General features: G+C 46.8%; 21 protein-coding genes. 11 read left to right on the plus strand and 10 right to left on the minus strand.

Translation table 11 applies throughout. From position 1 onward, the window contains the following. Positions 1–89: 89 nt before the first annotated feature. Together N836_RS69620 and pdhA are read right to left on the minus strand one after the other, a co-directional pair. A complete protein-coding gene (locus tag N836_RS69620) occupies positions 90–1073 on the minus strand; it encodes an alpha-ketoacid dehydrogenase subunit beta (protein WP_023076533.1) in 984 nt (327 codons plus the stop codon). Positions 1074–1116: 43 nt separating this feature from the next. Next, positions 1117–2145, minus strand: a complete 1029-nt coding sequence (gene pdhA / locus N836_RS69625; RefSeq protein WP_031294493.1) for a pyruvate dehydrogenase (acetyl-transferring) E1 component subunit alpha — start codon at positions 2143–2145, stop codon at positions 1117–1119. Between the two features lie 596 nt (positions 2146–2741). Between pdhA and N836_RS69630 the strand changes: the two genes are divergently transcribed. From N836_RS69630 to N836_RS69655, 6 genes are all read left to right on the plus strand, one after another. Next, on the plus strand, positions 2742–4802 hold the full coding sequence (locus tag N836_RS69630) for an IMS domain-containing protein (RefSeq protein ID WP_023076535.1): 2061 nt from the start codon (positions 2742–2744) through the stop codon (positions 4800–4802). A gap of 34 nt (positions 4803–4836) precedes the next feature. Continuing rightward, complete coding sequence (locus tag N836_RS69635) at positions 4837–5517, plus strand: PD-(D/E)XK nuclease family protein (RefSeq protein ID WP_023076536.1); 681 nt, start codon at positions 4837–4839, stop codon at positions 5515–5517. A 122-nt stretch (positions 5518–5639) separates the two neighbouring features. Continuing rightward, positions 5640–5984: a phage holin family protein gene (locus N836_RS69640; RefSeq protein WP_023076537.1), complete on the plus strand. Its 345-nt coding sequence runs from the start codon at positions 5640–5642 to the stop codon at positions 5982–5984. Positions 5985–6281: 297 nt separating this feature from the next. Next, positions 6282–7985: an ABC1 kinase family protein gene (locus N836_RS69645; protein WP_023076538.1), complete on the plus strand. Its 1704-nt coding sequence runs from the start codon at positions 6282–6284 to the stop codon at positions 7983–7985. 28 nt (positions 7986–8013) lie between these two features. Next, the gene (locus N836_RS69650; RefSeq protein WP_023076539.1) at positions 8014–8712 is read left to right on the plus strand and encodes an HD domain-containing protein; all 699 of its coding nucleotides are present in this window, start codon (positions 8014–8016) and stop codon (positions 8710–8712) included. Positions 8713–8829: 117 nt separating this feature from the next. Continuing rightward, complete coding sequence (locus tag N836_RS69655) at positions 8830–10167, plus strand: efflux RND transporter periplasmic adaptor subunit (protein ID WP_023076540.1); 1338 nt, start codon at positions 8830–8832, stop codon at positions 10165–10167. A gap of 521 nt (positions 10168–10688) precedes the next feature. On the opposite strand, the gene N836_RS76805 is transcribed toward N836_RS69655, so the two are convergent. From N836_RS76805 to N836_RS69670, 4 genes are all read right to left on the minus strand, one after another. After that, positions 10689–10835, minus strand: a complete 147-nt coding sequence (locus tag N836_RS76805; protein ID WP_023076541.1) for a hypothetical protein — start codon at positions 10833–10835, stop codon at positions 10689–10691. A gap of 686 nt (positions 10836–11521) precedes the next feature. Beyond that, positions 11522–13492, minus strand: coding sequence for a sensor histidine kinase (locus N836_RS69660; RefSeq protein WP_023076542.1), 1971 nt, complete (start codon positions 13490–13492; stop codon positions 11522–11524). Continuing rightward, on the minus strand, positions 13492–14181 hold the full coding sequence (locus N836_RS69665; RefSeq protein ID WP_023076543.1) for a response regulator: 690 nt from the start codon (positions 14179–14181) through the stop codon (positions 13492–13494). Before N836_RS69665 ends, N836_RS69660 begins: the two co-directional genes overlap by 1 nt. A 338-nt stretch (positions 14182–14519) precedes the next feature. Continuing rightward, entirely contained in the window at positions 14520–15512 is a 993-nt protein-coding gene (locus N836_RS69670; protein ID WP_023076544.1) for a ligase-associated DNA damage response exonuclease, read from the minus strand. A 236-nt stretch (positions 15513–15748) separates the two neighbouring features. Between N836_RS69670 and N836_RS69675 the strand changes: the two genes are divergently transcribed. Both N836_RS69675 and N836_RS69680 read left to right on the plus strand, forming a co-directional pair. Continuing rightward, the gene (locus tag N836_RS69675) at positions 15749–16672 is read left to right on the plus strand and encodes a LysR family transcriptional regulator (protein ID WP_023076545.1); all 924 of its coding nucleotides are present in this window, start codon (positions 15749–15751) and stop codon (positions 16670–16672) included. A 131-nt stretch (positions 16673–16803) separates the two neighbouring features. Then, entirely contained in the window at positions 16804–17529 is a 726-nt protein-coding gene (locus N836_RS69680; protein WP_023076546.1) for a rhomboid family intramembrane serine protease, read from the plus strand. A 36-nt stretch (positions 17530–17565) separates the two neighbouring features. On the opposite strand, the gene N836_RS69685 is transcribed toward N836_RS69680, so the two are convergent. Continuing rightward, a complete protein-coding gene (locus N836_RS69685) occupies positions 17566–18255 on the minus strand; it encodes a hypothetical protein (protein ID WP_152532294.1) in 690 nt (229 codons plus the stop codon). 179 nt (positions 18256–18434) lie between these two features. On the opposite strand from N836_RS69685, the gene N836_RS69690 reads away from it, so the two are divergent. Beyond that, positions 18435–19250, plus strand: a complete 816-nt coding sequence (locus tag N836_RS69690; protein ID WP_023076548.1) for an SPFH domain-containing protein — start codon at positions 18435–18437, stop codon at positions 19248–19250. Positions 19251–19407: 157 nt separating this feature from the next. Next, positions 19408–20463, plus strand: a complete 1056-nt coding sequence (gene rlmN / locus N836_RS69695) for a 23S rRNA (adenine(2503)-C(2))-methyltransferase RlmN (RefSeq protein ID WP_023076549.1) — start codon at positions 19408–19410, stop codon at positions 20461–20463. 677 nt (positions 20464–21140) lie between these two features. Here rlmN and N836_RS69705 read toward each other — a convergent pair. The 3 genes from N836_RS69705 to pyrH form a co-directional block, all read right to left on the minus strand. Continuing rightward, entirely contained in the window at positions 21141–22262 is a 1122-nt protein-coding gene (locus N836_RS69705; RefSeq protein ID WP_023076551.1) for a geranylgeranyl reductase family protein, read from the minus strand. A gap of 203 nt (positions 22263–22465) precedes the next feature. Beyond that, positions 22466–23023: a ribosome recycling factor gene (gene frr / locus N836_RS69710; RefSeq protein ID WP_023076552.1), complete on the minus strand. Its 558-nt coding sequence runs from the start codon at positions 23021–23023 to the stop codon at positions 22466–22468. After that, entirely contained in the window at positions 23010–23738 is a 729-nt protein-coding gene (pyrH, locus tag N836_RS69715; RefSeq protein ID WP_023076553.1) for a UMP kinase, read from the minus strand. The genes frr and pyrH overlap by 14 nt, the downstream gene beginning before the upstream one ends. A 121-nt stretch (positions 23739–23859) precedes the next feature. On the opposite strand from pyrH, the gene N836_RS69720 reads away from it, so the two are divergent. Continuing rightward, on the plus strand, positions 23860–24549 hold the full coding sequence (locus N836_RS69720; RefSeq protein ID WP_023076554.1) for a diacylglycerol/polyprenol kinase family protein: 690 nt from the start codon (positions 23860–23862) through the stop codon (positions 24547–24549). Positions 24550–24776 lie beyond the last annotated feature (227 nt).

A 24776-nucleotide genomic window follows, 5' to 3' on the forward strand; every position in this document is an offset into this window, starting at 1 on the left:
CGTTCTTGGCTCCATGAATACTTCTATAAAAATAAAAAGCCCAGAGGATGAGTGTACCCTCTGAGCTTTTACCCATGGGTGGCGATACGCTACACCCGAGCTGTCATCATTTTTTCAACGGCTTCTACAATTTGCTTGGGCTGCACAATGGTCAAACTTTCCAACCGACCGTTATAGGGTGTGGGAATATCCTGGGAAGACAGACGCATGACTGGAGCATCAAGCTCATCAAAGAAGCGGTCATTGATCGAGGCAATAATCTCAGCAGCAATGCCTCCAGTTCGCATACACTCTTCGACGATAATCACCTTGTGGGTTTTACGCAGTGAAGCGCCAATGGTGTCATAGTCGATGGGCTTCAGGGAGATCAAATCAATCACCTCTGGATCAAAGCCTTGAGCTTCAATGCCTTTAACCGCTTGCAGGACATGGTGACGCATGCGGGAATAGGTGAGGATAGTAATATCCTTACCGGGGCGCACCACCTCAGCTTGATCTAAAGGTACCAAATACTCATCGTTGGGAAGGTCGTCCTTCAGGTTATAGAGCAATACATGCTCAAAGAAGAGGACGGGGTTTTTATCGCGAATCGCAGACTTCAGTAGTCCCTTCGCGTTATACGGAGTGGAGCAGGCCACAATTTTCAAACCGGGCACCGCCTGGAAATAAGCCTCTAGACGCTGGGAATGCTCGGCACCCAGCTGACGGCCCACCCCACCGGGACCACGAATCACCATGGGGATGTGATAGTTGCCACCAGATGTGTAGGGCAGCATACCGGCATTGTTGGCAATCTGGTTAAATGCCAGTAGCAAAAAGCCCATGTTCATGCCTTCAACAATGGGTTTTAGACCGGTCATAGCGGCCCCTACTGCCATGCCTGTAAAGCTGTTCTCAGCAATGGGCGTATCTAACACCCGGAGCGGACCATACTTTTCATATAATCCTTTGGTCACTTTGTAGGAACCGCCATAGTGACCCACGTCTTCCCCTAAAACAAAGACGGTTTCATCTCGACCCATTTCTTCGTCTACGGCTTCCCGCAGAGCGTTAAATAAAAGTGTTTCTGCCATTTAGATACCTATTGATTAGTTAACTGCGATCGAGATTGGCTGTTTACTCTTCTGCAAAGATGTAGCGACGAAGCTCACTAGGAGAGGGCTCGGGGCTTTCTTCGGCAAACTTGACAGCGTCTTCGATATGGGCCTCGAGTCGCTTTTTGATGGCTTTTAGCTCTGCTTCATCAGCCAGGTTTTGTTCAATCAGGTAGGCTTCCATACGCACCAGTGGGTCGCGAGCCTGCCATTCATCTTTTTCGGTTTGCGATCGCAGCTCGTCTGGATCAGCTAACGAGTGTCCCCGGAAACGATAGGTCAAACACTCAATCAATGTCGGGCCTTCCCCAGCGCGGGCACGGGCAATGGCAGCCTGTGCCACATCGCGAACGGCTAACACATCCATGCCGTCAACCTCATAGCCAGGCATACCAAACACACTAGCCTTACGGTAAATCTCAGTTTGAGAGGATGCCCGCTCATGGGCCATACCAATCGCCCACTTATTGTTTTCAACCACGAACAAAATAGGCAGTTTCCAAAGGGCTGCCATATTCAAGCACTCAAAAAACTGACCATTATTGGTCGTGCCATCGCCAAAAAAGGCAGCCGTCACCTGGTCAGCCGAGGTATCACCCAGCGCATCACGGCGATATTTTGACTGAAATGCAGCACCTAAGGCAACGGGAATACCTTCACCGATAAATGCAAAGCCCCCCAGCAAATTGTGCTCTTTGGAGAACATATGCATCGAGCCACCGCGCCCTTTGCTGCAGCCAGTTTCCTTACCAAATAGCTCAGCCATGACGGCATTGGCAGATACGCCAGCACTCAAAGCATGGACATGATCGCGATAGGTGCTACACACATAATCATCAGGGCGCATGGATTTAATCACCCCGGTAGATACAGCCTCTTGACCGTTATAGAGATGCACAAACCCGAACATTTTGCCCCGGTAGTACATTTCGGCACACTTATCCTCAAAGTAGCGGCCCAGGACCATATCTTCGTATAGCCTCAGTCCCTCCTGCTTATCGAGCTTTGCCGAAGTTGCTTGAAATGTTGGTAATGTCCTTTCCTGAACCATTGGCTTGCCAATCGCCTCGCCACAATACAAATAATGATTATTCCAAAAAAGTGATCAATTCATGATCACTGCGCGATAACACAGATATCGGTCGGCCCGATTAAGTTAAAATCGACCGAACATAATTTTAGACGAGAATCTTGCTTCCCCAGCGTCTGATGTTTCTGAATCTATTCGAATATTCATCTAATCTGTTTGAATATTCACTGATATGTAAACGGATTTAAATGATGGTAAATACCCATAGCTATAAGCTACAGGTAACATGCTTAAAAATTGCATCTACGAATTCGTTAACACTATAGATATATCTACGGAGACTGTCTTGCATAAGAACACCACTCAGCAATAGTGACCCCATAACCGTAATTTCCTCAGCCAATTGTCTAAAAAGTTTGATTCATTGCTGTAGGCTGTCAAATATAAGCATTTCATCGCTATTATGTATGCGGTTTTAAGTAGACGATTGTTTTAACCAACTCAGGTAATTTCTATACATCCATCTTCTTAGTTAGGGTGTTTACCGATGCCTGTACTCATGTTTCGCCAGGTCTCACATACACGCTGAAGTCAATTCGAATGCTAAGGAAGTCACTGTGCAAATTCCGCTAGATTACTACCGAATCCTGGGGTTACCCATGCAAGCGACAGCGGAACAACTGGAGCAAGCTCACCGTGACCGTACTCTACAGCTGCCTCGCCGAGAATATTCAGAATTTGCCATCCAATCACGTAAGCAGCTGATTGATGCCGCCTACGTAGCGTTGAAGGACTCAGGGACGCGTCAGGCCTATGACGCCCAACTTTTAGCGACTAGAAGTGAACCTGTTGCGATTGAAATCTATGAACAGCAGCTTATTGGTGCACTACTCATCCTGTTAGAACTGGGTGAATATGAGCTAGTAATTCGTTTAGGACGACCTTATCTAAGCAGTGGTTCTGGCGAATTAGAAGGAAATGCGAAGGATGCTCTGGCCGATGTAGTCCTAACGATTGGCCTGGCCTGTTTGGAACTGGGGCGAGAGCAGTGGCAGCAGCATCAGTATGAAAATGCAGCGGAATCGTTAGAAACAGGTCAGGAACTGATGGTTCGGGAAAACGTGTTTCCTGAAATGCAAGCCGAAATTCAGGCCGATCTCGATAAACTCAAGCCCTATCGCATTCTAGAGTTACTCGCTCGTCCCCTAGCGGATAAAGCAGCAAGACAGCAAGGTATTGCCCTATTGAAATCCATGCTCGCTGCGCGGGGTGGTATTGATGGTGCCAATGATGATTCCTCAGGCCTCAGTGTTGAAGATTTTCTGCGGTTTGTGCAGCAGCTACGCAGCTATCTAACGTCAGCGGAACAGCAGGACATTTTTGAGGCTGAGGCTCAGCGTCCTTCATCAGTGGGTGTCTATCTATCGGTATATGCGCTGTTAGCCAGGGGGTTTGCGAAGCATCAGCCCAACCTGGTGCGTCAGGCGAAGCAACGGCTGGCTCTGCTGACTGAGCGCCAGGATGTCTATCTGGAGCAAGCCGTATGTGCCGTACTCTTGGGACAAACTGAAGAAGCGACCTATGCCCTAGAGCGCAGTCATGAAAATGAGCCTATTTCCTTTATTCGAGAGCATTCTGCCGGGGCTCCCGATTTGCTGCCGGGGTTATGCCTTTACACCGAGCGCTGGTTACAGCAAGACGTTTTCCCGTTTTTTAGGGATCTTGACCAAAGTAATGTCACCCTCAAAGATTACTTTGCCAATGAACAGGTACAGGCTTACCTAGAGGCGATGCCCCCTGAGGACACGGTGGCTGCAGGTAGATTGGGGATGGCAGGTTATAGCTCCTCGACGAGCTATGGTAGTTCAGACTATGGCAGCTCAGACTACAGCAGTTCAGACTACGGTCGTTCTACGTTTGGTGCAGGTCAGGCTGTCGGTTTAGGTGCTGCCGCTACCGTGGGAGTCGGCTCTGCTCGCCCTAGTGCTTATACAGCTGAAGAGGTTTCTAACCTGTCACCAGAGGGGCAGCTGGATAACGAATTGAGCGCTAGCGTTGGTGCAGATGAGCCAATGGTCAAATCGCGCCGTCGGTCGTCGTCTCCCAAATGGGGGCGTTTAGCGCTGGTTTTGCTGTTAGGCTTGCTGGGTTTAGGCTTGCTAGGATTTATTCTAACCCAGCTATTCAGCTTGTTTGGTGGCCTGTTTGGTGGTCCTCAACTACAGGGTGATCCGCCAGATATTGATGTCGCCCGTCCGGCAATTGAGCTGCCAACTGAGGATGTGCAACCCACTGCCAGTGACGATGTGCAGGTAATTGCTGAAGAGGCAATTCAAACCTGGTACCAGGCTAAAGCTGAAGCCATGGGTCCCCAATGGAACGTAGATGCTTTATCAGATATTTTGCTAGAACCAACGCTTTCTGAATGGGTTGCTAAGGTTGAGAGTAATCAGCGGGAAGGGGTGCATTTGGAGTATGAGCAGACTATTCAAAATTTGACGGCTGAGGCCATTGGTGACGATCAACTTCAGGTTGTTGCTGATGTGAGTGAGATTGGCAATGCTTATCAATTTGGTGATTACAATGGCGCGTTTTCCTATGAAGATGAGCTGACGGTTGAATACAATCTCAGAAAGCAAGATGATCAGTGGATGATTGAGTCATTTGCGGTGCAATAGGGATTGCCTATTTCTGGCCTTGAAGAGACGTTCCATGGAACGTCTGTACACAACCATGCTGCCCCATTACAAAGCTAAGCAAGTTTCGGTTGATCGTCGTCGTCATTACGAAGTAGACGGTCAGCAGTTGCCGGGGGTAACGACTATTTTGTCTGCGACTAAACCTTGGCAAGCAAAGGAACGCCTGTGGCGCTGGCGGCAGCGGGTAGGAACCGAGGAGGCTAACCGAATCACCACTAAGGCGTCGCGGTCTGGTACCAAAATTCACAAAGTAATCAAAGCCTATCTGCGTCAGGAAGACTGGGCGCTGCCGGAGGGCACTGAAGGCTTTTGGGCGTCCATTGAACCTGTACTCAAAAATATTGATGAAGTACTGCTGGTGGAAGGGGCGGTGTGGCATCCGCTAAAGTTCGCCGGATATCCGGATGCCCTTTTGGTTTATGAGGGCCAGCTGCTAGTGTGCGATTGGAAAACAGCACGACGTCCTAAGCAAGCAGAATGGATTGAGGATTATTTTTTGCAGGTTGCGGCTTACTGCTGGGCGGTGAACTGGGTATATCGAGAGTTTGATATTAGGGTGGAGCAGGCTATGGTTGCGATCGCACTTGAAGATACCCCGGCGCAACTTTTTACACTCAGTCCAGATAAATTAGATCAGTACTGGGGCCAATTTCAACAGCGACTGCGCCAGTATTATCGACTGAAACTACCGTAATTACAGGTATTTCTCTTAACACTCCTTTAATTACGCATATAGAGAAATTTGATATACTTCAGTCAAAATTGCTACGAATAAACACGGATCTTTCGTAATTACTGCTTCTAAGGAGCCCTGTCATGGCCCATTTCATCATTACGTGGTTAGTTACCACAGTTGCCCTTGTCATCATTACATTTCTGCCAACAGGTGTTGAATCTGATGATTTCAGCAAGACTGCTATTACTGCTTTGGTGATTGGCGTTCTCAATGCTCTTGTCTCGCCATTGCGAGGGGTTTTGAATGTCCTAACTCTAGGTCTTTTCTTTTTGTTCGGTAATATAATTCTGTTTGGTATTGCAGCTAAGCTTGTCGAGGGTTTTCGCTTACGGTGGGGCGTCTGGAGCGCTTTTCTAGGTGCGATTGCCCTGAGTCTACTAAATTCATTTTTGTTTAAGGTTCTAAGTGCAGCTGGCGTTATATAAGCGAAATGGAATTTTAGTAGGCTGCTTAACTGGATATTCAGCTTGTAGAAGGGCATGGTCTGATGACGATCATGCCCTTGCTTTTTCTATGTTTAGACTCAGTTTAGCTAAGCAATAATCTAAATATTTTTGTAGTTACCTATACTATGATTAAGGTATTCACTGATGAATAGTGGGCTATAAATAATAACTTTGCTTACTGTTCGCATTGCTTAGGACGAAGGCTGATGATACTCGTCCCACCCAAGTGTCACTGTGCCTTCTTGACTGGGCGTTTTGCTTAGGAGATAAGAATGTATGGCTGAGCTTGAAAAGATGCGGCGGTATGACCCGATTGCGATCGCAGATCATTATCGCTTTCGTCTTTGGACAGTGATATGGCGAGCGCTTTCAGTAGCGATTATGCTCGGTGGCTTTGTTCTAGGGCTTTTGCTCGATCGGATTCTAGGTCGTCAAACAATCAATGAATCCAAACGCGCTGCTCAGCTTCGCCAGATACTCACGGCGCTTGGCCCCACTTTCATCAAAGTTGGTCAGGCCCTCTCAACCCGCCCTGATCTGGTTAATCCCAAATATTTAGACGAACTGATCAAACTGCAGGATCAGCTGCCACCCTTTGATAATTATGTGGCCAGTCGAATCATTGAAAAAGAATTAGGGCGTACCACTGATGAAGTTTACAGCCACATATCACCAGAGCCTGTAGCCGCTGCCAGTCTTGGTCAAGTCTACAAGGCTCGACTTTATACCGGTGAGGCGGTGGCAGTAAAGGTACAGCGACCGGGTTTGGTGCCGATTATTTGTCGAGATCTCTATCTCATGCGCTGGGCAGCTGGATGGATTGCCCCCTGGCTTCCCCTAAACCTGGGCCATGACCTGACGCTGATTGTCGATGAATTTGGCTCAAAGCTATTTGAGGAAATTGATTACCTCAATGAAGGGCGTAATGCTGAAGCTTTTGCCGCCAACTTTGCCGATGATCCTAAGGTTAAGGTGCCGTCGATTTATTGGCGCTATACCAGCACACGGGTACTGACTCTGGAGTGGATTGAAGGCATCAAGTTGACCGATATTGAGCGAGTCAAGGCCGCTGGTCTCAACTCCGACAACCTGGTCAGTACTGGTGTGTCCTCCGGTCTCCGACAGCTGTTGGAATTTGGCTTTTTCCATGCTGACCCCCATCCTGGCAATCTGTTTGCCATGGCCGATGGCTCGATGGCCTACATTGACTTTGGCATGATGGATCAGCTTAGTCAGGAGATGAAGGAGACCCTGGTGGACTCAGTCGTGCACCTGATTAACCAGGAATATGATAAGCTCGCTGCCGACTTTGTCAGGCTGGGCTTTTTGACCCCCGATATCGATGTGAGGCCAATTGTGCCTGCCCTCCAAGCGGTCTTTGACGGTGCCATTGGCGAAAGCGTCGGCGACTTCAACTTTAAGAGCATCACCGACAAATTCTCAGAGGTGATGTACGAATACCCCTTCCGAGTGCCCGCTAAATTTGCCCTGATTATTCGCTCCCTTGTGACCCAAGAGGGGTTGGCGCTGACTCTAAATCCAGACTTCAAGATTGTAGAAATTGCTTATCCCTATGTGGCGCGGCGACTGCTGATGGGTGAAACTGAATCCCTGCGGCGACGGCTAATTGAAGTGTTGTTTAAAGATGGTCACTTCCAATGGCAGCGGCTGGAAAATATGATCCGTATTGCCCAAAGCGATCAAGGCTTTAACTTAATTCCGACTGCCGGATTAGGCGTGCAGTTTTTGATGTCGGATGAAGGACAGTATCTGCGCCAGCAAATTTTGGCTGCCCTCACTGAAGACAATCGTTTGCATACTGAGGAAGTATCTCGCTTGTGGGATCTCGTCAAAGATGAGCTACAGCCTGATCAGATTTTAGGGGCAGCCTGGAGCGCATTTGCAGATTTCTCTCGTAATCAGGCGGCAGCATTAGTGCCCACTGAGATAACAGCTGTATTATCAGGAAATGGAGGCTAGAGAGACGCGGACGTTCCATAGAAGGTCTGTGCAGTCCGATGAGGGTATTAAAAACGTTTGTCAGGCTGAGCAAATCCTCAGTCTGCTGCGGTGGCAACAGCTATGTCAGCGATTTGGTATTAATGATAGGGCCGCTATAGAGCGAGAATTTAGGTGTATTGTTGCTGCCTATGCTGAGTCCCATAGGGCCTATCATACTGCTCAACATATCGGTGAGTGTTTCACTCTGTTGGATTGGGCTGCGGGGCAGTCCTCACTGACCACACAACAACATTTGGCCCTAGAGATGGCCCTGTGGTATCACGATGTTGTCTATCGACCCCAAGCCTACGACAACGAATGGCGAAGTGCTCAGCAAGCAACTGCTTTTCTCCGGACCTATGCTGCGGTGTCTGGCCAGAAGCTTCAGGTTAAAGCACTGATTATGGCCACCTGTCATGGGGATAGGTGGGATCGGCAAATCGGTCTCGCTGACTGGATGATGGATATCGATTTAGCCATTTTAGGTGCATCGCCCCAGCGTTTTTGGCAATATCACCACCAGATTCGTCAGGAATATGGCTGGCTCCCGACCAGAGTATATAGAACCAAACGAGAAGAGGTTTTAACGGGGTTTTTGGCACGCTCTAGTATTTATCGAACAGATCTCTTCCGAGCGCGATTTGAAGCCCAGGCCCGAGATAATTTGTTGGCTGTGATTTCTGCCTCAAAATTTTCTTCTCCGTAGTTGTTTTTGGAGAACAGATTGCTCCTGATCGCTGTATAAATTCGTTAAGCTACATAGGGGTCTCAATTCTGGCTTGTGTTCTGAGTGTCTCAGGCATTATCACGGAGTCGTTAACGAGTGAAATATTTTTTTAAGCAGCGTTCCTGGCTATTGATTTTTGGTGGCGTTGCGATCGCAATCATTGGCATTAGTGCAGTGGTTGTGCGACGGAATCAGGGTAACGCCTACGATGTAAACGCATTGACTGTGCCTGTAGAAGCAACAGAAGTCACGATACGCGTTAATGCTAGCGGTGAGGTAGAGGCCTATCAAACCGTTAATTTGAGTCCTAAAAACTCAGGCATTGTTGATGAACTTTTGGTAGAACAGGGCGATTCGGTAGACCAGGGACAGGTTGTGGCTCGCATGGACATTGATGATTTAAACGCGCAGCTGCGTCAAAACCAGGCCAGTTTGGCAGAGGCAGAGGCTCAACTGCAGGATTTGTTGCAGGGGACCGATCAGCCCCAGATAGCCCAGGCGGAAGCCAATCTCGAAGCGGTCCGAGCTCAACTTGTAGATGCTGAGGCGCGATTGAGTCTGGTGCAAGGAGATTTGGGTCGCGATCGCGACCTCTACAACCAGGGCGCAATCTCAGCCCGTGAACTTGACAATAGCGAAAATGCCGTTGACAGTGCTCAAGCTAATGTCCGCCAGCTAGAAGCTCGCGTGATAGAAGCCCAACAGCGACTTGCCGATCTCAAAGACGACCCCGATCCAGAAGATGTTGCCCAGGCCCGTGCCCGGATAGAGCGAGCCCGTGCGCAAGTCTCCGCCATTCAAACCCGAATTGACAACACTATCATTCGAGCCCCGTTTGCGGGTGTTGTCACTCAAAAATTTGCCACTGAAGGTGCCTTTGTCACCCCCACCACCTCAGCCTCTGAGGCCGCTTCCGCCACATCCAGTGCCATCGTTGCTATTGCCGACGGTTTAGAGATTGTTGCCGAAGTCCCCGAGGCCGATTTAGGCCAAATTCAAGTAGGGCAGCCAGCAGAAATCACATCTACTGCCTATCCTGAGGCCATCTTTAACGGGGCTGTACGACTAATAGCCCCCGAAGCCATTGAGCGGCAAAATGTCACCATCTTTCAAGTAAGGATACGTCTGGAAAATGGCTTGGAACAACTACGCTCAAATATGAACGTAGACGTAGCGTTTCTGGGCAATCGTCTGAGCGATGCGCTGGTGGTGCCCGCTGTTGCTGTGGTTACCCAGGGAGGAGAGACTGGGGTACTTGTTCCCGGCGAAAACAATAGAAATATTCGCTTTCGTCCCGTTACTCTAGGGTCCCAAGTCGGCCAGCAAATTCAAATCTTAGATGGTGTAGCTTCAGGCGATCGGGTGTTTATCGATCTCCCCCCCGGTCAAACCCTCGATAACCTCCGCTTTAACCGTGATGAGCAAAACTTGTAGCCATTAGGACTCAACTGTTGAAACGCTACTTAACCACATATCGTAGATGACGGGTTGGTAGGACAATCTAAAATTCTGAAACGTTGTGACTTCAAGCATGTTTCTTGCTCCTCCGTCCTCATTCCTCCGTCCTTTGCCATATCCATATTCTCTGGCTGCAAGCGTATCTATAAGAAAAAGGAGCAAAGATGCCTATAAAGCGATCTTCACTCCTACTGTCACAGCAAAACTTAGTGGCTAATTTAGGAACACGTCAGTCTATTGCTTGTCACTAACAAGCACTCCAAGCCCTACTTGCATCCTAAAAATTAGCAACGTTAAAAACTTATAGAATTCGGATAATTAACAACAATCAGCTTTGCAGCCTGGCTGATGCTTGACCTTGCTCCACAAAGACAACACCAAGCTGGTAAATAGCTCGATACGCTGCGTTCTCATGGCTGTCATCGAAGATAGAACGATCATGGTGAAGTCTCCTCTCAAAATGGGGTGGTCAGTACTTAGTTCAAAGGATTGTTGAGTTAATCAGTACTGCTGTTAGCGCCTTTTAACTCAATCAACAGTTTGGTTGCGTTATCCTTGTTTTCCTTCTTCTTTGGCTTAGGAGTCACCACCTCTGCAAAGAGAAAAAATGCTAAACAAACTGTAAAAAATGGTAAAAATGGCATTGCACAAGCTCCAGAACCCAGGATAAGGAAGCGGCTCGCAGCAGGCAGTGATACAAATCATCTGGCGGTGTAATTATGACACAGATGTAAATCAACTAACCAAGCAAAAAAGTAAGCCGAATCACTGAGGTTTATCGAACAATTACACAATAGCCAAGAGTTTTCATCAAAACAATTTGCTTTTATGCAGACCTCTGTCAGCTTTTCTCCAGCTTTCTCACATCTTCTCTCTAAAGGCCTTTAAACTTTTCTACAAAGCTGAGCAAACTTTACTAAAAAAACGTGGTGATTTCATATGAAATCACCACGTTATGTGATTTAAATCATTTCGATTTGGGCCATGCTAGTGCGTAGAACCAGTTCTCCTATTATCATCAGGCTGTCCTGAATCCGGTGGCACTGGAACAAAATCCGCTTTAGCTGATTGGCCAATCACAGAAACAATTGGCAACGCAACCAATGTAGCCACAAAAATATGTAGCCATAGTCGCTGAGTCACTCTTAAAGTAGTCGTTTTAATCACCTCCTTTTTCTAACTTGTAAGTGACACTTATTCATACTTATTTTTAACTATAAATCAGACAGTTCTATATAAATATGCACATATTTCTTCTAGTCCTTATATGATTTTTTGAGTAAAAGAACTCTTTGACCAATTGATATTTATTGTTTTATTGAACGGAGATTTAAGAAAAAATTGGAAAAGTGAGCTGGCAGAAAAACCCTTTAGGTTTATTGGGCCTATGAATAAATTTTCCCTTAGTTATTTTTTCAACTTCTTTACCTATTCGTGTGCCTTCTCCGGTGCTTGCTTCACTAATATTTGCGCCAGGACCATTATCTGCAACAGTTAGCTCATAGCAGTTATCTTTTCTTTTTCCAGTAACAACTAGGCGTGTAGCTCCAACAGCATGCTTGCCTACGTTACCCAAAGCTTCTTCTAAAAACCTACATAGCTTTCGTTTGGTCTCAATACTAATCATTTCCGATTCAATAGGGTCAAAAGATATGATTGTAAACTTAAGATCAGAAAACCCAAGAAATGGCCTTGAAAGCATGGCATCATAAACTTCTTGAAATAACTCTTGCAGAGGAATGTCAAGGTCAAACTTAGTGCCAGCATAGCTAACATCAAGGCTATGCTTTTGGTCATTGGCATCTTGCTTAATGGATTCACCAATATAACGAATTTCTCGATTGAGATCTTCTAAGCTAAGACAGATATCCGATAGATTGATGGTCTCATCTCGACTTCTACGCAGTAGATTAGCTAGCGTTTGTAAAGGCCCATTGTGAATAGAGTCGAACACATTTTCAATAGTTTTTTTACGCTCAAGGGCTAGTTTTTCAGATAGCTGACGTTCATTGTCAAGCGCTGAGTCCAGCTGATCAATTAGTTTTATCCAACGACGTTTATTCTGAGCGTAGTTGATATAAACCAGGCCATTGGCTGTTGTGGCAACGAGAGTCGCTGACAGGGGTAGCCATAGACCGATACGGAGCAAGAAAAGATAGCTCAGTAAAATACCTGCCAAAATAGTCAATAACAAGCTGATAAAACCGCTAATGGTGTCTTTTGAGAATCGGCCACAGCTAAGACCGAGAATGGCAAAAAATATCAAAAATACAGCTTGTATGGTTTGCTCTGTCCAGATAAGCGGTCTTTGAGACTCGATAGCTTGAACGATTTGGCTGATGATGTGGGTTTGAATTGCGACGCCACTGACTAGTGGGGAAGCATCTAAAATACGATTAAATGCGCTAGATGGAATTACTAGATCTTGAGATAGGCCTGCCAGACTGAGAATAATGATCCTATTTTTTATAAGTTCATTTTTTTTCTCGTCAGACTCTAACAGATCACTTGCTTTAATTACGTCAAAGGGCTGTGGACTGCTTCTATAGTTAATTAAGGTTTGAATACCATAAGCTTGTTGGCCAGTGTATCCATAAATATCTGTGATTCTAGGAATTTCGCGAGACCCAAAACGCATCGTCTCCGGGTCTTTAATTCCATTTTCTAGCTTAATGATTGCATTATTTGCAATTTGAGCTTTGCTAATAAAGTGTGCTCGGGCGACTTGAATTGCAAAAGATGTTTGAAAACTCTCAACCTCATCGTTGAGGAAAAACCCTAGTAACGCTCGACGAACGGTGCCATCCCTGTCGATTAGTAGGTCATTAAAACCAACCTGACTAGTCAATTGCTCATCAGTGAGCCCAGCTAACGGCTCTGCTGGATTGGAGGAATAATTGTTAACCGTTATCAGACTTGGATATTGCTTCACCACCGATAGGAGTCTATCGCGGTTATCCCCTGAAATTCGATAGGAAACGATATCTGCACCTACTACTGTTGGTTCATTGGCAAAAATAACATCTAAGATGTTGGCTAAAGAATCTACAGAAATCGTGTATCCCTTTTCAGCAGAGCCATCAACATGAGGCGGGTCAATTTGAACAATCGTAATATCTTCATCAGGTGCTTCAACTGAGAGTTGAGTATTTAGCGTTAGGAATCTATCCAACACCATTAATTCCAGAGCATGAAAAGCTCCCAAGGTTCGAGCACTCAAAACTGTCAAAATAATCCCCAAACCCCAAAGGCTCGTTCTCAGAGCATCTAAGGTTTTTCCCCAGCGAGTTGGTTCTTCCATTAATCCAGCAGCCCCCGCTCGCGAGCCCGAATCTCAGTCAGACTGCGCAGGTTTTTGCCATCTTTTTTGTCAATTTCGGGGTCAATTTCTAGAACATCGTAGAGTTTGTTCCAGTAGTGACGAATAGTGCTGGGCTGTACGTTGAGCTCTTGGGCAATCGCTTTGTCTTGAAGCCCTTCGTGAAAAGCCAAGGTAAGCACATCTAGCCATTCAGGTTTGAGTTCCACACCCGCCTGCAGCGCTTTGATACCTCGGGTGTGGCTAAAGCCCTTGAGAGCACCATCGACTCGTTGAAAAATGTCCTGACTGGACATACTTTTATCAACAATGGTAAACCCACCCTGGTGGCTGTCAATTTCTGATCTGACTCTCACGAGAGCTTTAATATACGTGCTTTGTACAGCAATATTCTGCTCAGGGTAATGTTTCATCACCTGCCTGAGTAGCTCGATGCCAGTTTCTACCTTGGCATCCTGATGATAAGCCTCAGGAATAGATAAATCCAAAATAACCAGACTGAGGCGATGATTGGCTAGTTGCTCTAGGGTTTCTTGAGCTGTTTTAGCTGTCAAAAGCTCATAGGTTGGATAATGCTGACGCAGAATATCGATAGTGCCACTCAGCACCACTTGATGATCATCAACGATCAGAATCTTACCGGTAGGTGCTTCGTTGCTTGTGGGGCCCATGGTTCATGTTCACTGTTGATATCTGCTGTAGATGCTAAAGCATTAACGGTCAGTTGCCCCCGATATTTGACGCGTTGTTGTGGATTAGATGGCACAGCGTGTTTTGGCATTTCGTTGGACTGAAGGCAGAACGCTTCAAAAAATCGAAGACTCTGCGCTGGCAGTACTCCTACCGTAGTTTTTGAGCCGTATTTTCGACAATAATCAAATTCTTCAAGTTATTGAATAAAAATTACGATATACCTTTGTAGTTTTCTACAAAGTTGCAAAAATATCGTTTTGAAATAGCCGGTTTTCTCCCCAAGAGACTGGACTGCAATAGAGCTAAGCAGGGCTATTTAGCTGTCTATCTCACCTGTGAATAGGGTATCTAATGACATGGCGTTAATTCCTAGCTGTTCTGTGAGATAACGCGACAGCACATCGTTTTGTCCATGGGTGACATAAACTGTTTTGGCTTTAGTTTCTCTAACAGTTTGAATTAGGCTAGGCCAGTCTGCATGATCTGACAAAACAAATCCTCGTTCATATCCTCGCCGTCGCCGGACTCCACGTACGGCCATCCATCCAGAGGCGAAGGCTGTTTGGGGTCGCTTAAAGCGTTTCATCCAGGAGGAATTATGACCTGATGGTGGTGCAATCACCAGATCTCCATGAAACTTGTAGGATTTCTCCATTTGACTGGTGGGCACTGTGGGCAGCATTTGGACGCCTATCTCTCGATAAATTTCTGTCAGCGTCTGCACGGCTCCATGGACATAAACTTTTTTGTCAGTAAACTGGATCAGCTCTGCTAACACCCGTTGGGCTTTGCCAAAGGAATAGCAAAATAGTAACGATGGGCGTTCTAAATCACTTTGCCACCAATGATAAATTTGCTCGGCTGTTTCTTGACCTGACCGCCAGCGATAGATGGGCAAGCCAAAGGTGGCTTCTGTGATGTAAGTGTCACATTCCACCACTTCAAACGGTTCACAGGTGGGGTCTGCGCAGCGTTTATAGTCGCCTGAAATGACCCATACTTCATCTTTGTATTCGACTCGAATCTGGGCTGAACCGAGTACATGACCTGCTGAGTGAAATGAAACCCAGGTATTGCCGAATTTGATTTTTTCGCCATACTGAGTTGGCGTCAGGTTAATATCTTTGCCCAGACGTTTGCGTAAGATGCCTTCTGAGCTGTGAATAGCATAGTAATGGTCTGAACCGGAACGAGCATGGTCTGAATGGCCATGGGTAATCAGTGCTGTTTCTACTGAACGCCAGGGATCTACATAAAAGCGACCTGGTTCACAATACAATCCCTCTGGGCGAATGGTGATTAAACCCATAGTTACCGATATTTGTAGCTGCCCAGTTTCTCACTTTATGGGTACAAACTGGACAAATCAAGTGGTCTGTTGCCCGGGTTGTATGAAAGATATAGATAGATTTAATCGATTTTATTTAGCAACCTAAGGCAATATCTAGATAGATTGTGTCCATAGGCGAAACTATAGGTTTAAAGACTTTCCTTAGAGTTTTCGCTGGGATACGGTTTTTGCATCATCCAATTCTTAGGGGCTCTATGGCTGAGAGCAATCCCAATCGACTTAAACTTTCCCAACTACGGGCACTGGTGGCTATTGCTAAGACCGGTACCTTTAGTGATGCAGCATTGCAGTTAGAACTGTCGCAATCGGCGGTGAGCCATGCGATCGCAACCCTAGAAACTGAACTCGGCGTCATTCTCTTAAATCGAGGTCGCCAAGGGGCTGTACTCACCCCTGTGGGGGAAGCTATCACCATGGAAGCTCAGCACGTACTTGAACGATTATCCAAGATTTGTCAGCAGGCTCAGCTGGCTAAAGGTCTACAATCTGGCCAGGTGCGCCTGGGTGGTTTTCGCAGTGTGGCCACCCACATTTTGCCAGCGGTCATTGAACGTTTTCGACAGCAGTATCCTGGCATTAGCGTCACCATTGATGAATTCAGCCACTATCACCATGTGGAGGATTATCTGCGCCAGGGCCGCATCGATATTGGTTTTACCTACCTGCCCACCAGTGCAGACTTTGAAGCTTGGGAGCTGCTGCGGGATGAATACGTCGTATTATTACCGCCTGCTGCAAAACCCAGAGATGCCCAGCTGACTTGGGAGCAATTATTCAGCTATTCCTTGATTCAGACACCGCCCGGCGATGGCTGCCGCTATAACATCGAGCAATATTTGAAACGGCACAATCAATCCGTTGAGTTTGCTTATGATTTGCGAGAAGATTCCACCATTGTGAGTATGGTGCGTCGGGGGTTGGGGGCAACCATTATGGCTAAATTAGCAGCTGAGCCGATTCCGGATGACATTACAGTTGCCCAGCTACCAGAACCGTTTGAGCGGGTGATTGGGGTAGTGACTTTGGTTGACGCGCTGCAGCCACCTTCCGTATTTGCCTTTTTGGATATGATCAAGGCGGTCTGGGGGGGTAAACCAAGTGCGCCTAAAGCCGCTTAGCATCAGAACAGCTTCTAGTTGGCGACCATTGTTGCTGCCCGGCAGGTAAAACTTAAAATTCGACACTTAAAACTCAAAATTTAAAACTCATCACCGACAATAGATGGGTAGCCAGCCTATCTAAATGTTCAGTGGTTCCTTTAAGTGACAATAATCCAACCCGTTCAACTCCCTATGTGGTATATGGGTTGATCGTTCTCAATGTCTTGATTTTTGTATATGAGCTATCTCTCCAGGGGATGGGAGACGATGCACTGAATCGGTTTTTTAATGTGTGGGCAATTGTCCCGGCTGAACTTACGGATAGTTTTAGGGGAGAGGCAATCAATCCAATTGGTGAATGGGTGACCTTGATTAGCTCTCAGTTTCTCCATGGTGGCTTTGCCCACCTAGGGGGTAACATGCTTTATCTTTGGATTTTTGGCAATAACATTGAAGACCAGCTGGGCCATGGTCGGTTTATTGTCTTTTATTTAGCCTGTGGGGCGCTGGCTGGATTGGCTCAGTGGATCTTTGCCCTAGAGTCTGTTGTGCCAACGTTGGGGGCAAGTGGTGCGATCGCAGGTGTAATGGGAGCCTATATCATCCGCTTTCCCAAAGCCCAAATTCTGACACTATTGCCTTTGTTTTTTATATTTACAACCGTTCGGCTTCCTGCTGTCTTTTTTCTGGGTTGGTGGTTTATACAGCAAGCATTTTATGGAGTTGCCAGTTTGGGAGCCAACGCCGATATGGGAGCAGGCGGTATTGCCTATTGGGCCCATGCAGGTGGATTTGTCTTTGGCGTAGTTCTCGGTCCGCTCCTCGGTCTGTTTCCCAAAGGACGCGGTCCCTTCAACCAAGAACGTCGTCGTTAAAGCGCGAACTTCAGATGATAGATGATACGCCCCCGGCTACAGTGCCGGTAGCCCAAAGTTAGGTAGTTCCAAACTATCCTGAGGTTGCTCTAAAATCGGTTCATCCGACGTCGCTGGCCCTACCTGAAAGGAATAATCCGCCCCAAATGTTTCCGGTCTGCTAAACCCTTCGTAGGTTGTCGTCTCCCCCTGATTCAAAATCGTCAGCGTGTAGGGCACTGTCAAGCTTGCATACGCATTATTAGCAGCCGTAACATCAGTGCTAGCTAAGCTTTCTAAGCTACAGGGAATTGCCAGAGTAACGTAAGCCACATACTGGCCATCGGGGGCTGCTCCCATTGGCCAAAAAATATTCTCGACAGGGGAAAAATTCTGAGTCTGACAAAACCCATTGGCATCCACATCCAGTTGTCCACCCGAAGGTGATGTAGGTGAACCAAAATCAACAATGTCACCGGCTGGATCGATCACGATTAGATCCAAATCGTCGCTAGTGTTCCAACGCAGCGTTACCTGAACATCACCAGTTTGCAATGTCGGCTCCACAGTGCTTTCATCAGGCACGACACAGAGAAGACCTAGATCATAAACTGCACCATCCTCAGCTTCGATATAGCAACCACTATGAGGGGTTTGAGCCACAACCCTGAGGGGCTGTCCCAACCACAGACTAATGCCTAAAATGAGGGGCGTTACTCCTACTCTCATACAGTCGATATATTGCATAACATGTTGCACTATTAATTTTTCCGACATGGAGATTGTCACGATTTTAGTGCTTGTCTAAAAACTCATCCAACGTAGCGAGCAGAGTATAGCAATTTCCATATGTACGCTAGACAGAAACTAAGAGGATGTGTTATCCATGAGCACATTCATCCATCGCGCCAGCGTTTCGGTTCCCCATGAACTCTATTCTTGCTATCCTCTCATTGATCATTATTGGCTATTCGGTTGGCTCTGTCAGGGTTGTCAAAGAAGGCAATGCAGCTTTGATAGAGCGATTGGGACGGTATCGTTCCACTTTAGAACCAGGTGTAAATTTCATTGTGCCGCTGTTAGATTCTTTGGTGATTGAGGATACGCTGCGGGAGCAAATTTTAGATATTGAGCCGAGGAGTGCGACCACTCGCGACAACGTCAACGTTGAAATCGATGCAGTTATTTACTGGCGTATTCTAGACCTTGAAAAAACTTACTATGCGATTGAAGACGTCGAAACTGCAATTCAAGAATTAGTTGTCACAACACTGCGCTCTGAAATCGGTAAGATGGACCTCCAGGAGACTTTCTCTTCAAGGGAAGCCATTAACAAAGCTCTGCTCGATGTGCTGGATGAGGCGACCGAACCTTGGGGTGTAAAGGTAAATCGTGTCGAAGTTCAAGAGATTAAAATTCCATCTGAAGTAGAAGAATCAATGCGGCTAGAGCAGGCAGCCGAGATTGCCAAACGCGCAGCTATCACTAAAGCTGAGGGACAGAAAGAAGCAGCCATTCTTGAAGCAGAAGGTAATGTCCAGTCGATGCGTCTGATTGCCCAAGCATTTGATGGTCAGTTAAGCCAGGGCGATATTTTGAAATTTTTGATTGCTCAGCGTTATGTCGATGCTAACCAAAAGCTGGGCGAGAGCGATAACTCCAAGGTTGTCTTTATGGATCCTCGGGCATTGACTGAAGGCTTAGTCGATCTGATTAACGAAAATCCCGAAGCTCACAACTAAAAAGCCAGAATTAGGATGGCAGACTAACCAGTCATTTTAAGGCCAACTGTGTTGACCCAAAAAGTGACTGATGGCATTGTGCTGTTAGTCAGCCTAAATCTTCTAATATGGAGGTTCCGAGTTATTGCTCCGGAGCTGTTTTCCACTGTCTTTACCCATGGTTTCTACCCTCGATGATGCCATCGTCACCCAATCTCAGCGGCCTCTGTTGGGCATGAATCAATCCGAATTGACTGCTTGGGTGCAGGCTCAGGGGCAGCCAGCTTACCGGGGTAAGCAACTGCATCAGTGGGTATACGACAAAGGTGTACGTTCTCTAGCTGATATTACGGTTTTTCCAAAAAACTGGCGTCAAGCCATGGAGAAGGTCTCCATTGGGCGTTCTGTAATTCATTACCGATCCGTTGCTGCTGACGAGACGGTTAAGTTTTTGTTGCGCTTAGACGATGGACAGATTATTGAAACCGTGGGTATGCCTACCGAGAAACGTCTGACGGTATGTGTGTCATCCCAGGTGGGGTGTCCCATGGCTTGTGATTTTTGCGCCACCGGTAAAGGGGGACTCGTTCGCAATTTGGCTACCCATGAAATTGTTGATCAGGTGTTGACGGTACAAGCAGCCTTTGAACAACGGGTCAGCAATATTGTCTTTATGGGCATGGGAGAACCCCTAATCAATGCTCAAAATGTGGTGGCAGCTGTAAAATGTCTCAACCATGATATTGGTATTGGTCAGCGCAGTATCACCATCTCTACCGTAGGCATTCCAGGTCAAATTCGTCGATTAGCCAAGCATCAGTTACAAGTAACGTTGGCTGTTAGTCTCCATGGGTCGAATCAATCCCTACGAACCCAGCTAATTCCCAGCGCGCAACAGTATCAACTCACTGATTTACTCGATGAGTGTCGTGAATATGTGGCTGTGACTGGTCGTCGCGTCACATTTGAATACATTTTGCTAGCAGGGTTAAATGATTCTGAGGTACATGCAGCTGAGCTAGCTCAGCTACTGCGCGGTTTTCAGAGCCATGTGAACTTGATTCCCTACAATCCCATTAGTGAGGTAGATTACCAGCGACCTTCACGTAAACGGGTTAACCAATTCACTAATAGTTTGAAGGCATCGGGAATTGCTGTGAGTGTACGCTATTCGAGAGGTTTGGAAAAGGATGCCGCCTGTGGGCAATTGCGAGCATCCAAGATCGAACCTTAGCTAATGGTCAAGAAAACATACATTTCAGTGTCTCAAGTTAGGGTTTCAAAACCTTTATAGTCCAGGTCAATTAACCATCGCTGCTGCAATACCCGGGGCATAAGCCTCAATGACTTTGCCAGATCTCTGGCAAACAATCATCAAATAATCGCAGCCTGAACATTGTGTACGAGTCAATTGCTGCTCGTTCAAATAATGTCGTTCGGCGGGCTTACCACAGTTGGGGCAGTGAATAGTTTGAATCACAGTATTCATAAAAGTTTATTAGGAGGACAAGCAGGTCTTAATTATGACAAGTCCTCATGGGCGCGACAATGTGTCAAAAGTTACAGTAACAGCGGGGATCGCCCTTTTATAAGGCGATCCCCGCTGTCGCCAGAGCCTTATCCCAACCCATTTATAGGCACTTTTAGTGATAGATAACGTAGCAAAAGTGTTGAGAATTTAAAAAATAAAAGTTATTAATCTTGTAAAGAATCTGTTTAGACGTGACAGTATCCAGAGAATCAATCTAAAGATTTACTTTAGATTGATTGGCAATAATTGATAATCTTCAGCGTATTTACCTATATCAAGACTTTTCATTTTTAAAAGATTATTCTCTATAAAAAATTATTGTTATTTGTTCAGATCAGTAGAATCCACTAATGGTGTTGATAAAAATCGAACTAAGCTTCTCAACCTGGCAAAAAGCTGCCGCTGATACGTTTTATGACTCGATTAGCTAGATCGGCATAGCGAATTTCACCGGCGAGCAGTTGACCTAAGCGTTTAGTCGCCGTTGGTCGTTTGATGCCAACCCGATACCCGATTTTTTGCATGCGGAAAAAAACGCTGGCAATGCGTTGGCTCCACTGAATATCATTACCCCAGATACTATGAATGGTCTGACTGTAGTTTGCGAGGGCTTGGTCATCTCCATTCAGGGCATTGTCAATCGCAGTAGCTGCTTGAATGCCGCTAAAAATAGCAGGTCGAATGCCTTCAGCAGTCATTGGATCGACCAGGGCCGCAGCTTCACCTACCAGCAGTGCTTGTTGAGTATGGAGCGGACGATTACCACTCCAAAGCTTAAGACCGTGCGAGTAGAGGGTGCCTGCTTCAGCATCGCCACCCAATGCTTGGGCGTAGGTTGCTAAAGACTGTTCTGGGTGTTTGAGGTTTCCTCCCAAAAAGCGAACCGCTCCTAAAGACTGTCTTTGGGATTTTGGAAAATTCCAAAGACAGCCCTGTTTAACTAAGCCAAACTCAAATGACATGGTGGGGCTAGCTACTGGTTCAGATAAATCAATCTCCAAGACGTATCCCTGGCGCACTTTTTCGGATTTAAATCCTAGCCATTTAGCCATTGGACCATCAGCACCGTCTGCAGCTATTAGATAGTGGGCCACAAACGAACCATGTTCTGTGTTAACCGTCCAAGTTTGATCTTGAAACTTTATGCTTAAAGCCGATGTACCGTCTTTAACGGTGACACCTAGCCTGGTTGCCTGCTCAACCAGATACTGATCAAAAATATCTCGACGGACGATCCACATGGGTTCGTCAGTTTCAAGTTCTGCCTCAATGGGATCGTCCAGTTGCCAGGTGTAGCTAATACGACGCAACTTTTGATCAATAGCAGGGGTAATATCAAAGTCTAGCCAACTAGCGATGCTAGGGGCTACGGCCCCTGTACAAGGCTTGTAGCGAGGTAGTGTATGCTTCTCAAGCAGTAATACAGACCGCCCCCGTTTAGCCAGTTGATATGCAGTAGTACTCCCTGCAGGGCCGGCACCTACAACGATACAGTCAAACATTATGCACTCCTGATATGATGACCCGCTTTCTATGGCGTTGCTAGTGGGCTCAGCTAGTCTGGCGCAAATGCATCCACTGCCTGGAGTTGCTCAGAGCCAACTTTACCAAATGACAACAACGCCCCTTATTTTAAGGGGCTGCGGTCATCAAAGATTGGTGGAGTGAAATAGGATTTTTTAGATAACAAACTTACTGAGGGCGATTAGACCTTCATGATTTCCTTTTCTTTGTCTTCTAATGCCTGATCGATATTCTTGATGTACTGATCGGTCAGCTGTTGTACTTGATCTTGTAAGTCGCGAGCTTCGTCTTCAGACAGGTCACCGCTCTTTTCCTGCTTTTTGGCAAAGTCCATCCCATCCCGTCGGATGTTACGAATGGCTACCCGTCCTTCTTCAGCATACTTACCAGCTTGTTTAACAAATTCCTTACGACGCTCGGTTGTCAACGGTGGAATATTTAACCGGATGACTGAACCATCGTTATTTGGAACTAAACCAACATCAGATAGGGAAATAGCCTTCTCAATTTGGCTAAGAATACTGGCATCATAGGGTTGAATCATCAGCGTACTAGGGTCGGGGGTGCTGATGTTAGCCATTGACTTTAGCGGTGTAGGACTACCGTAATATTCAACAGAAATACGGTCTAGCAAAGACGCATTGGCGCGTCCAGTACGAATCGTGTTGAAAGAACGTTTAGTTGCTTCGACCGCTTTCTGCATCGCGGATTCTACGTCATTAATATCAGCTAACTTCACAAGAGCCTCCCACAATCGTGCCAATCGGTTCCCCAGTCATGGCGCGTTGAATGTTGCCTGTAACAGCCAGGTTAAACACCATGATGGGGATGTTGTTATCTTTACACAGTGCAATGGCAGTACCATCCATCACTTTGAGATCTTTTGCCAGAACGTGGCTGTAGGTCAAGCTAGTGTAGCGTTTCGCATTGGGATTAGTTGTGGGGTCAGAATCATAAACGCCATCTACTTTGGTCGCTTTGAGGAGGACCTCAGCACTGATTTCAGCGGCGCGGAGAGCAGCGGTAGTATCAGTTGTGAAGAAAGGATTACCAGAACCAGCACCAAAAATGACCACTCGATTTTTCTCAAGGTGACGAATGGCCCGTCGTCGGATGTAGGGCTCGGCCATTTCCTGCATGGAAATTGCAGTTTGAACCCGCGTGGGTACATCAATTCGCTCCAGGGCATCCTGCAGGGTCATGGCGTTCATAACAGTTGCTAGCATGCCGATGTAGTCAGCGGTGGCTCGATCCATGCCAGAGGCAGCTCCTTTGACCCCTCGAAATATATTGCCGCCGCCAACGACAATAGCAATTTGAACTCCTTGTTCGACGGTGGCCGCAATTTCCTGGGCAATGGCATCTACTATCGTTGGATCAATGCCGTAGGCCAGGTTGCCCATCAAGGCTTCGCCGCTAAGTTTTAGTAGTACTCGCTTGTAGGTATTGCCCATGCGGTGGCTTGTGACTGAATTTCCCCATCAAGATAGCAGTCTGAGGTTGATTGGGAAACCGCAATTAGTAAGGATCTAGTGTAGGCTTTACAATCGCGTTGAGGAATTACGCAAATCACGCATGGGGCAATTGGAGACTGGGTTCGCAGTTTATGGCTGGCAAGTGGGTATCGTGTTGGCCTGGTTGTTGGTGATCGGGGGGGCTTCGGAAGGAGCGCGACGGCTAGGATGTGGTTCAGAAATCACTCGCAAGATAGTTCATATTGGTGCAGGGCATGTGATTTTGTTGGCTTGGTGGTTCATGTTGCCTGCTTGGATGGGGGTGGTCGCTGCGATGATCTTTGCTGGGGTGGCGTTAGTGTCTTATCGGTGGCCAATTTTGCCTGGAATTAATAGTGTGGGTCGTCGCAGCTGGGGCACTTTTTTTTATGCGGTCAGTATTGGTGTACTGATGGGTTGGTGTTGGCCTCGGGGATATCCGTATGTGGGGGTAATTGGGATTTTGATTATGTGCTGGGGGGATGGTTTGGCGGCTTTGGTGGGGCAGCGTTGGGGTCGCCATGGTTATGAGGTTTTAGGTGAAAAGAAAAGCTTGGAAGGTAGCCTGACTATGGCGATCGCAAGTGCTCTGGTTGTATTTGCAGTGTTGGGTGGGCTGCAGGGGATAACCTGGTCACTGGTAGTAACGGCCTTGGGGGTTGCGATCGCATCTACCTGTCTAGAAGCCGTTTCTAAATATGGTGTCGATAACTTAACAGTGCCAATTGGAGCTGCCGTCGTAGCCTTAGGGCTCACTCAGCTACTGGGCTAGCCGCTGAGTTGCAGAGTCAACCCACTACCTCAACAAAAAGTCATAGAAAAAAGTCATAGAACGCGCTCCCCTCAAAGCAAACAACAACATAGGATAGGCTCCCGTTTAGCTGGGAGTGGGCAAGGCAGCATGTTCAGTGCGGTATGTCGTCATCTTTAAACCACCCTCTAGTAGTTTTTCTGCAATCACAAATAACCTTTAAATTGCCCACAGAAAGAAAAGAATAA

Origin of the sequence: Leptolyngbya sp. Heron Island J (assembly GCF_000482245.1) — a bacterium.
Taxonomy (GTDB): Bacteria; Cyanobacteriota; Cyanobacteriia; order Phormidesmidales; family Phormidesmidaceae; genus Leptothoe.

Excerpts from the sequence above, each read along its gene's own strand:
- N836_RS69620 (WP_023076533.1), bottom strand. The coding sequence starts at position 1,073 with ATGGCAGAAACACTTTTATTTAACGCTCTGCGGGAAGCCGTAGACGAA.
- pdhA (WP_031294493.1), bottom strand. The coding sequence starts at position 2,145 with ATGGTTCAGGAAAGGACATTACCAACATTTCAAGCAACTTCGGCAAAG.
- N836_RS69635 (WP_023076536.1), top strand. The coding sequence starts at position 4,837 with ATGGAACGTCTGTACACAACCATGCTGCCCCATTACAAAGCTAAGCAA.
- N836_RS69640 (WP_023076537.1), top strand. The coding sequence starts at position 5,640 with ATGGCCCATTTCATCATTACGTGGTTAGTTACCACAGTTGCCCTTGTC.
- N836_RS69645 (WP_023076538.1), top strand. The coding sequence starts at position 6,282 with ATGGCTGAGCTTGAAAAGATGCGGCGGTATGACCCGATTGCGATCGCA.
- N836_RS76805 (WP_023076541.1), bottom strand. The coding sequence starts at position 10,835 with ATGCCATTTTTACCATTTTTTACAGTTTGTTTAGCATTTTTTCTCTTT.
- N836_RS69660 (WP_023076542.1), bottom strand. The coding sequence starts at position 13,492 with ATGGAAGAACCAACTCGCTGGGGAAAAACCTTAGATGCTCTGAGAACG.
- N836_RS69665 (WP_023076543.1), bottom strand. The coding sequence starts at position 14,181 with ATGGGCCCCACAAGCAACGAAGCACCTACCGGTAAGATTCTGATCGTT.
- N836_RS69670 (WP_023076544.1), bottom strand. The coding sequence starts at position 15,512 with ATGGGTTTAATCACCATTCGCCCAGAGGGATTGTATTGTGAACCAGGT.
- N836_RS69675 (WP_023076545.1), top strand. The coding sequence starts at position 15,749 with ATGGCTGAGAGCAATCCCAATCGACTTAAACTTTCCCAACTACGGGCA.
- N836_RS69685 (WP_152532294.1), bottom strand. The coding sequence starts at position 18,255 with ATGCAATATATCGACTGTATGAGAGTAGGAGTAACGCCCCTCATTTTA.
- N836_RS69690 (WP_023076548.1), top strand. The coding sequence starts at position 18,435 with ATGAACTCTATTCTTGCTATCCTCTCATTGATCATTATTGGCTATTCG.
- rlmN (WP_023076549.1), top strand. The coding sequence starts at position 19,408 with ATGGTTTCTACCCTCGATGATGCCATCGTCACCCAATCTCAGCGGCCT.
- N836_RS69705 (WP_023076551.1), bottom strand. The coding sequence starts at position 22,262 with ATGTTTGACTGTATCGTTGTAGGTGCCGGCCCTGCAGGGAGTACTACT.
- pyrH (WP_023076553.1), bottom strand. The coding sequence starts at position 23,738 with ATGGGCAATACCTACAAGCGAGTACTACTAAAACTTAGCGGCGAAGCC.
- N836_RS69720 (WP_023076554.1), top strand. The coding sequence starts at position 23,860 with ATGGGGCAATTGGAGACTGGGTTCGCAGTTTATGGCTGGCAAGTGGGT.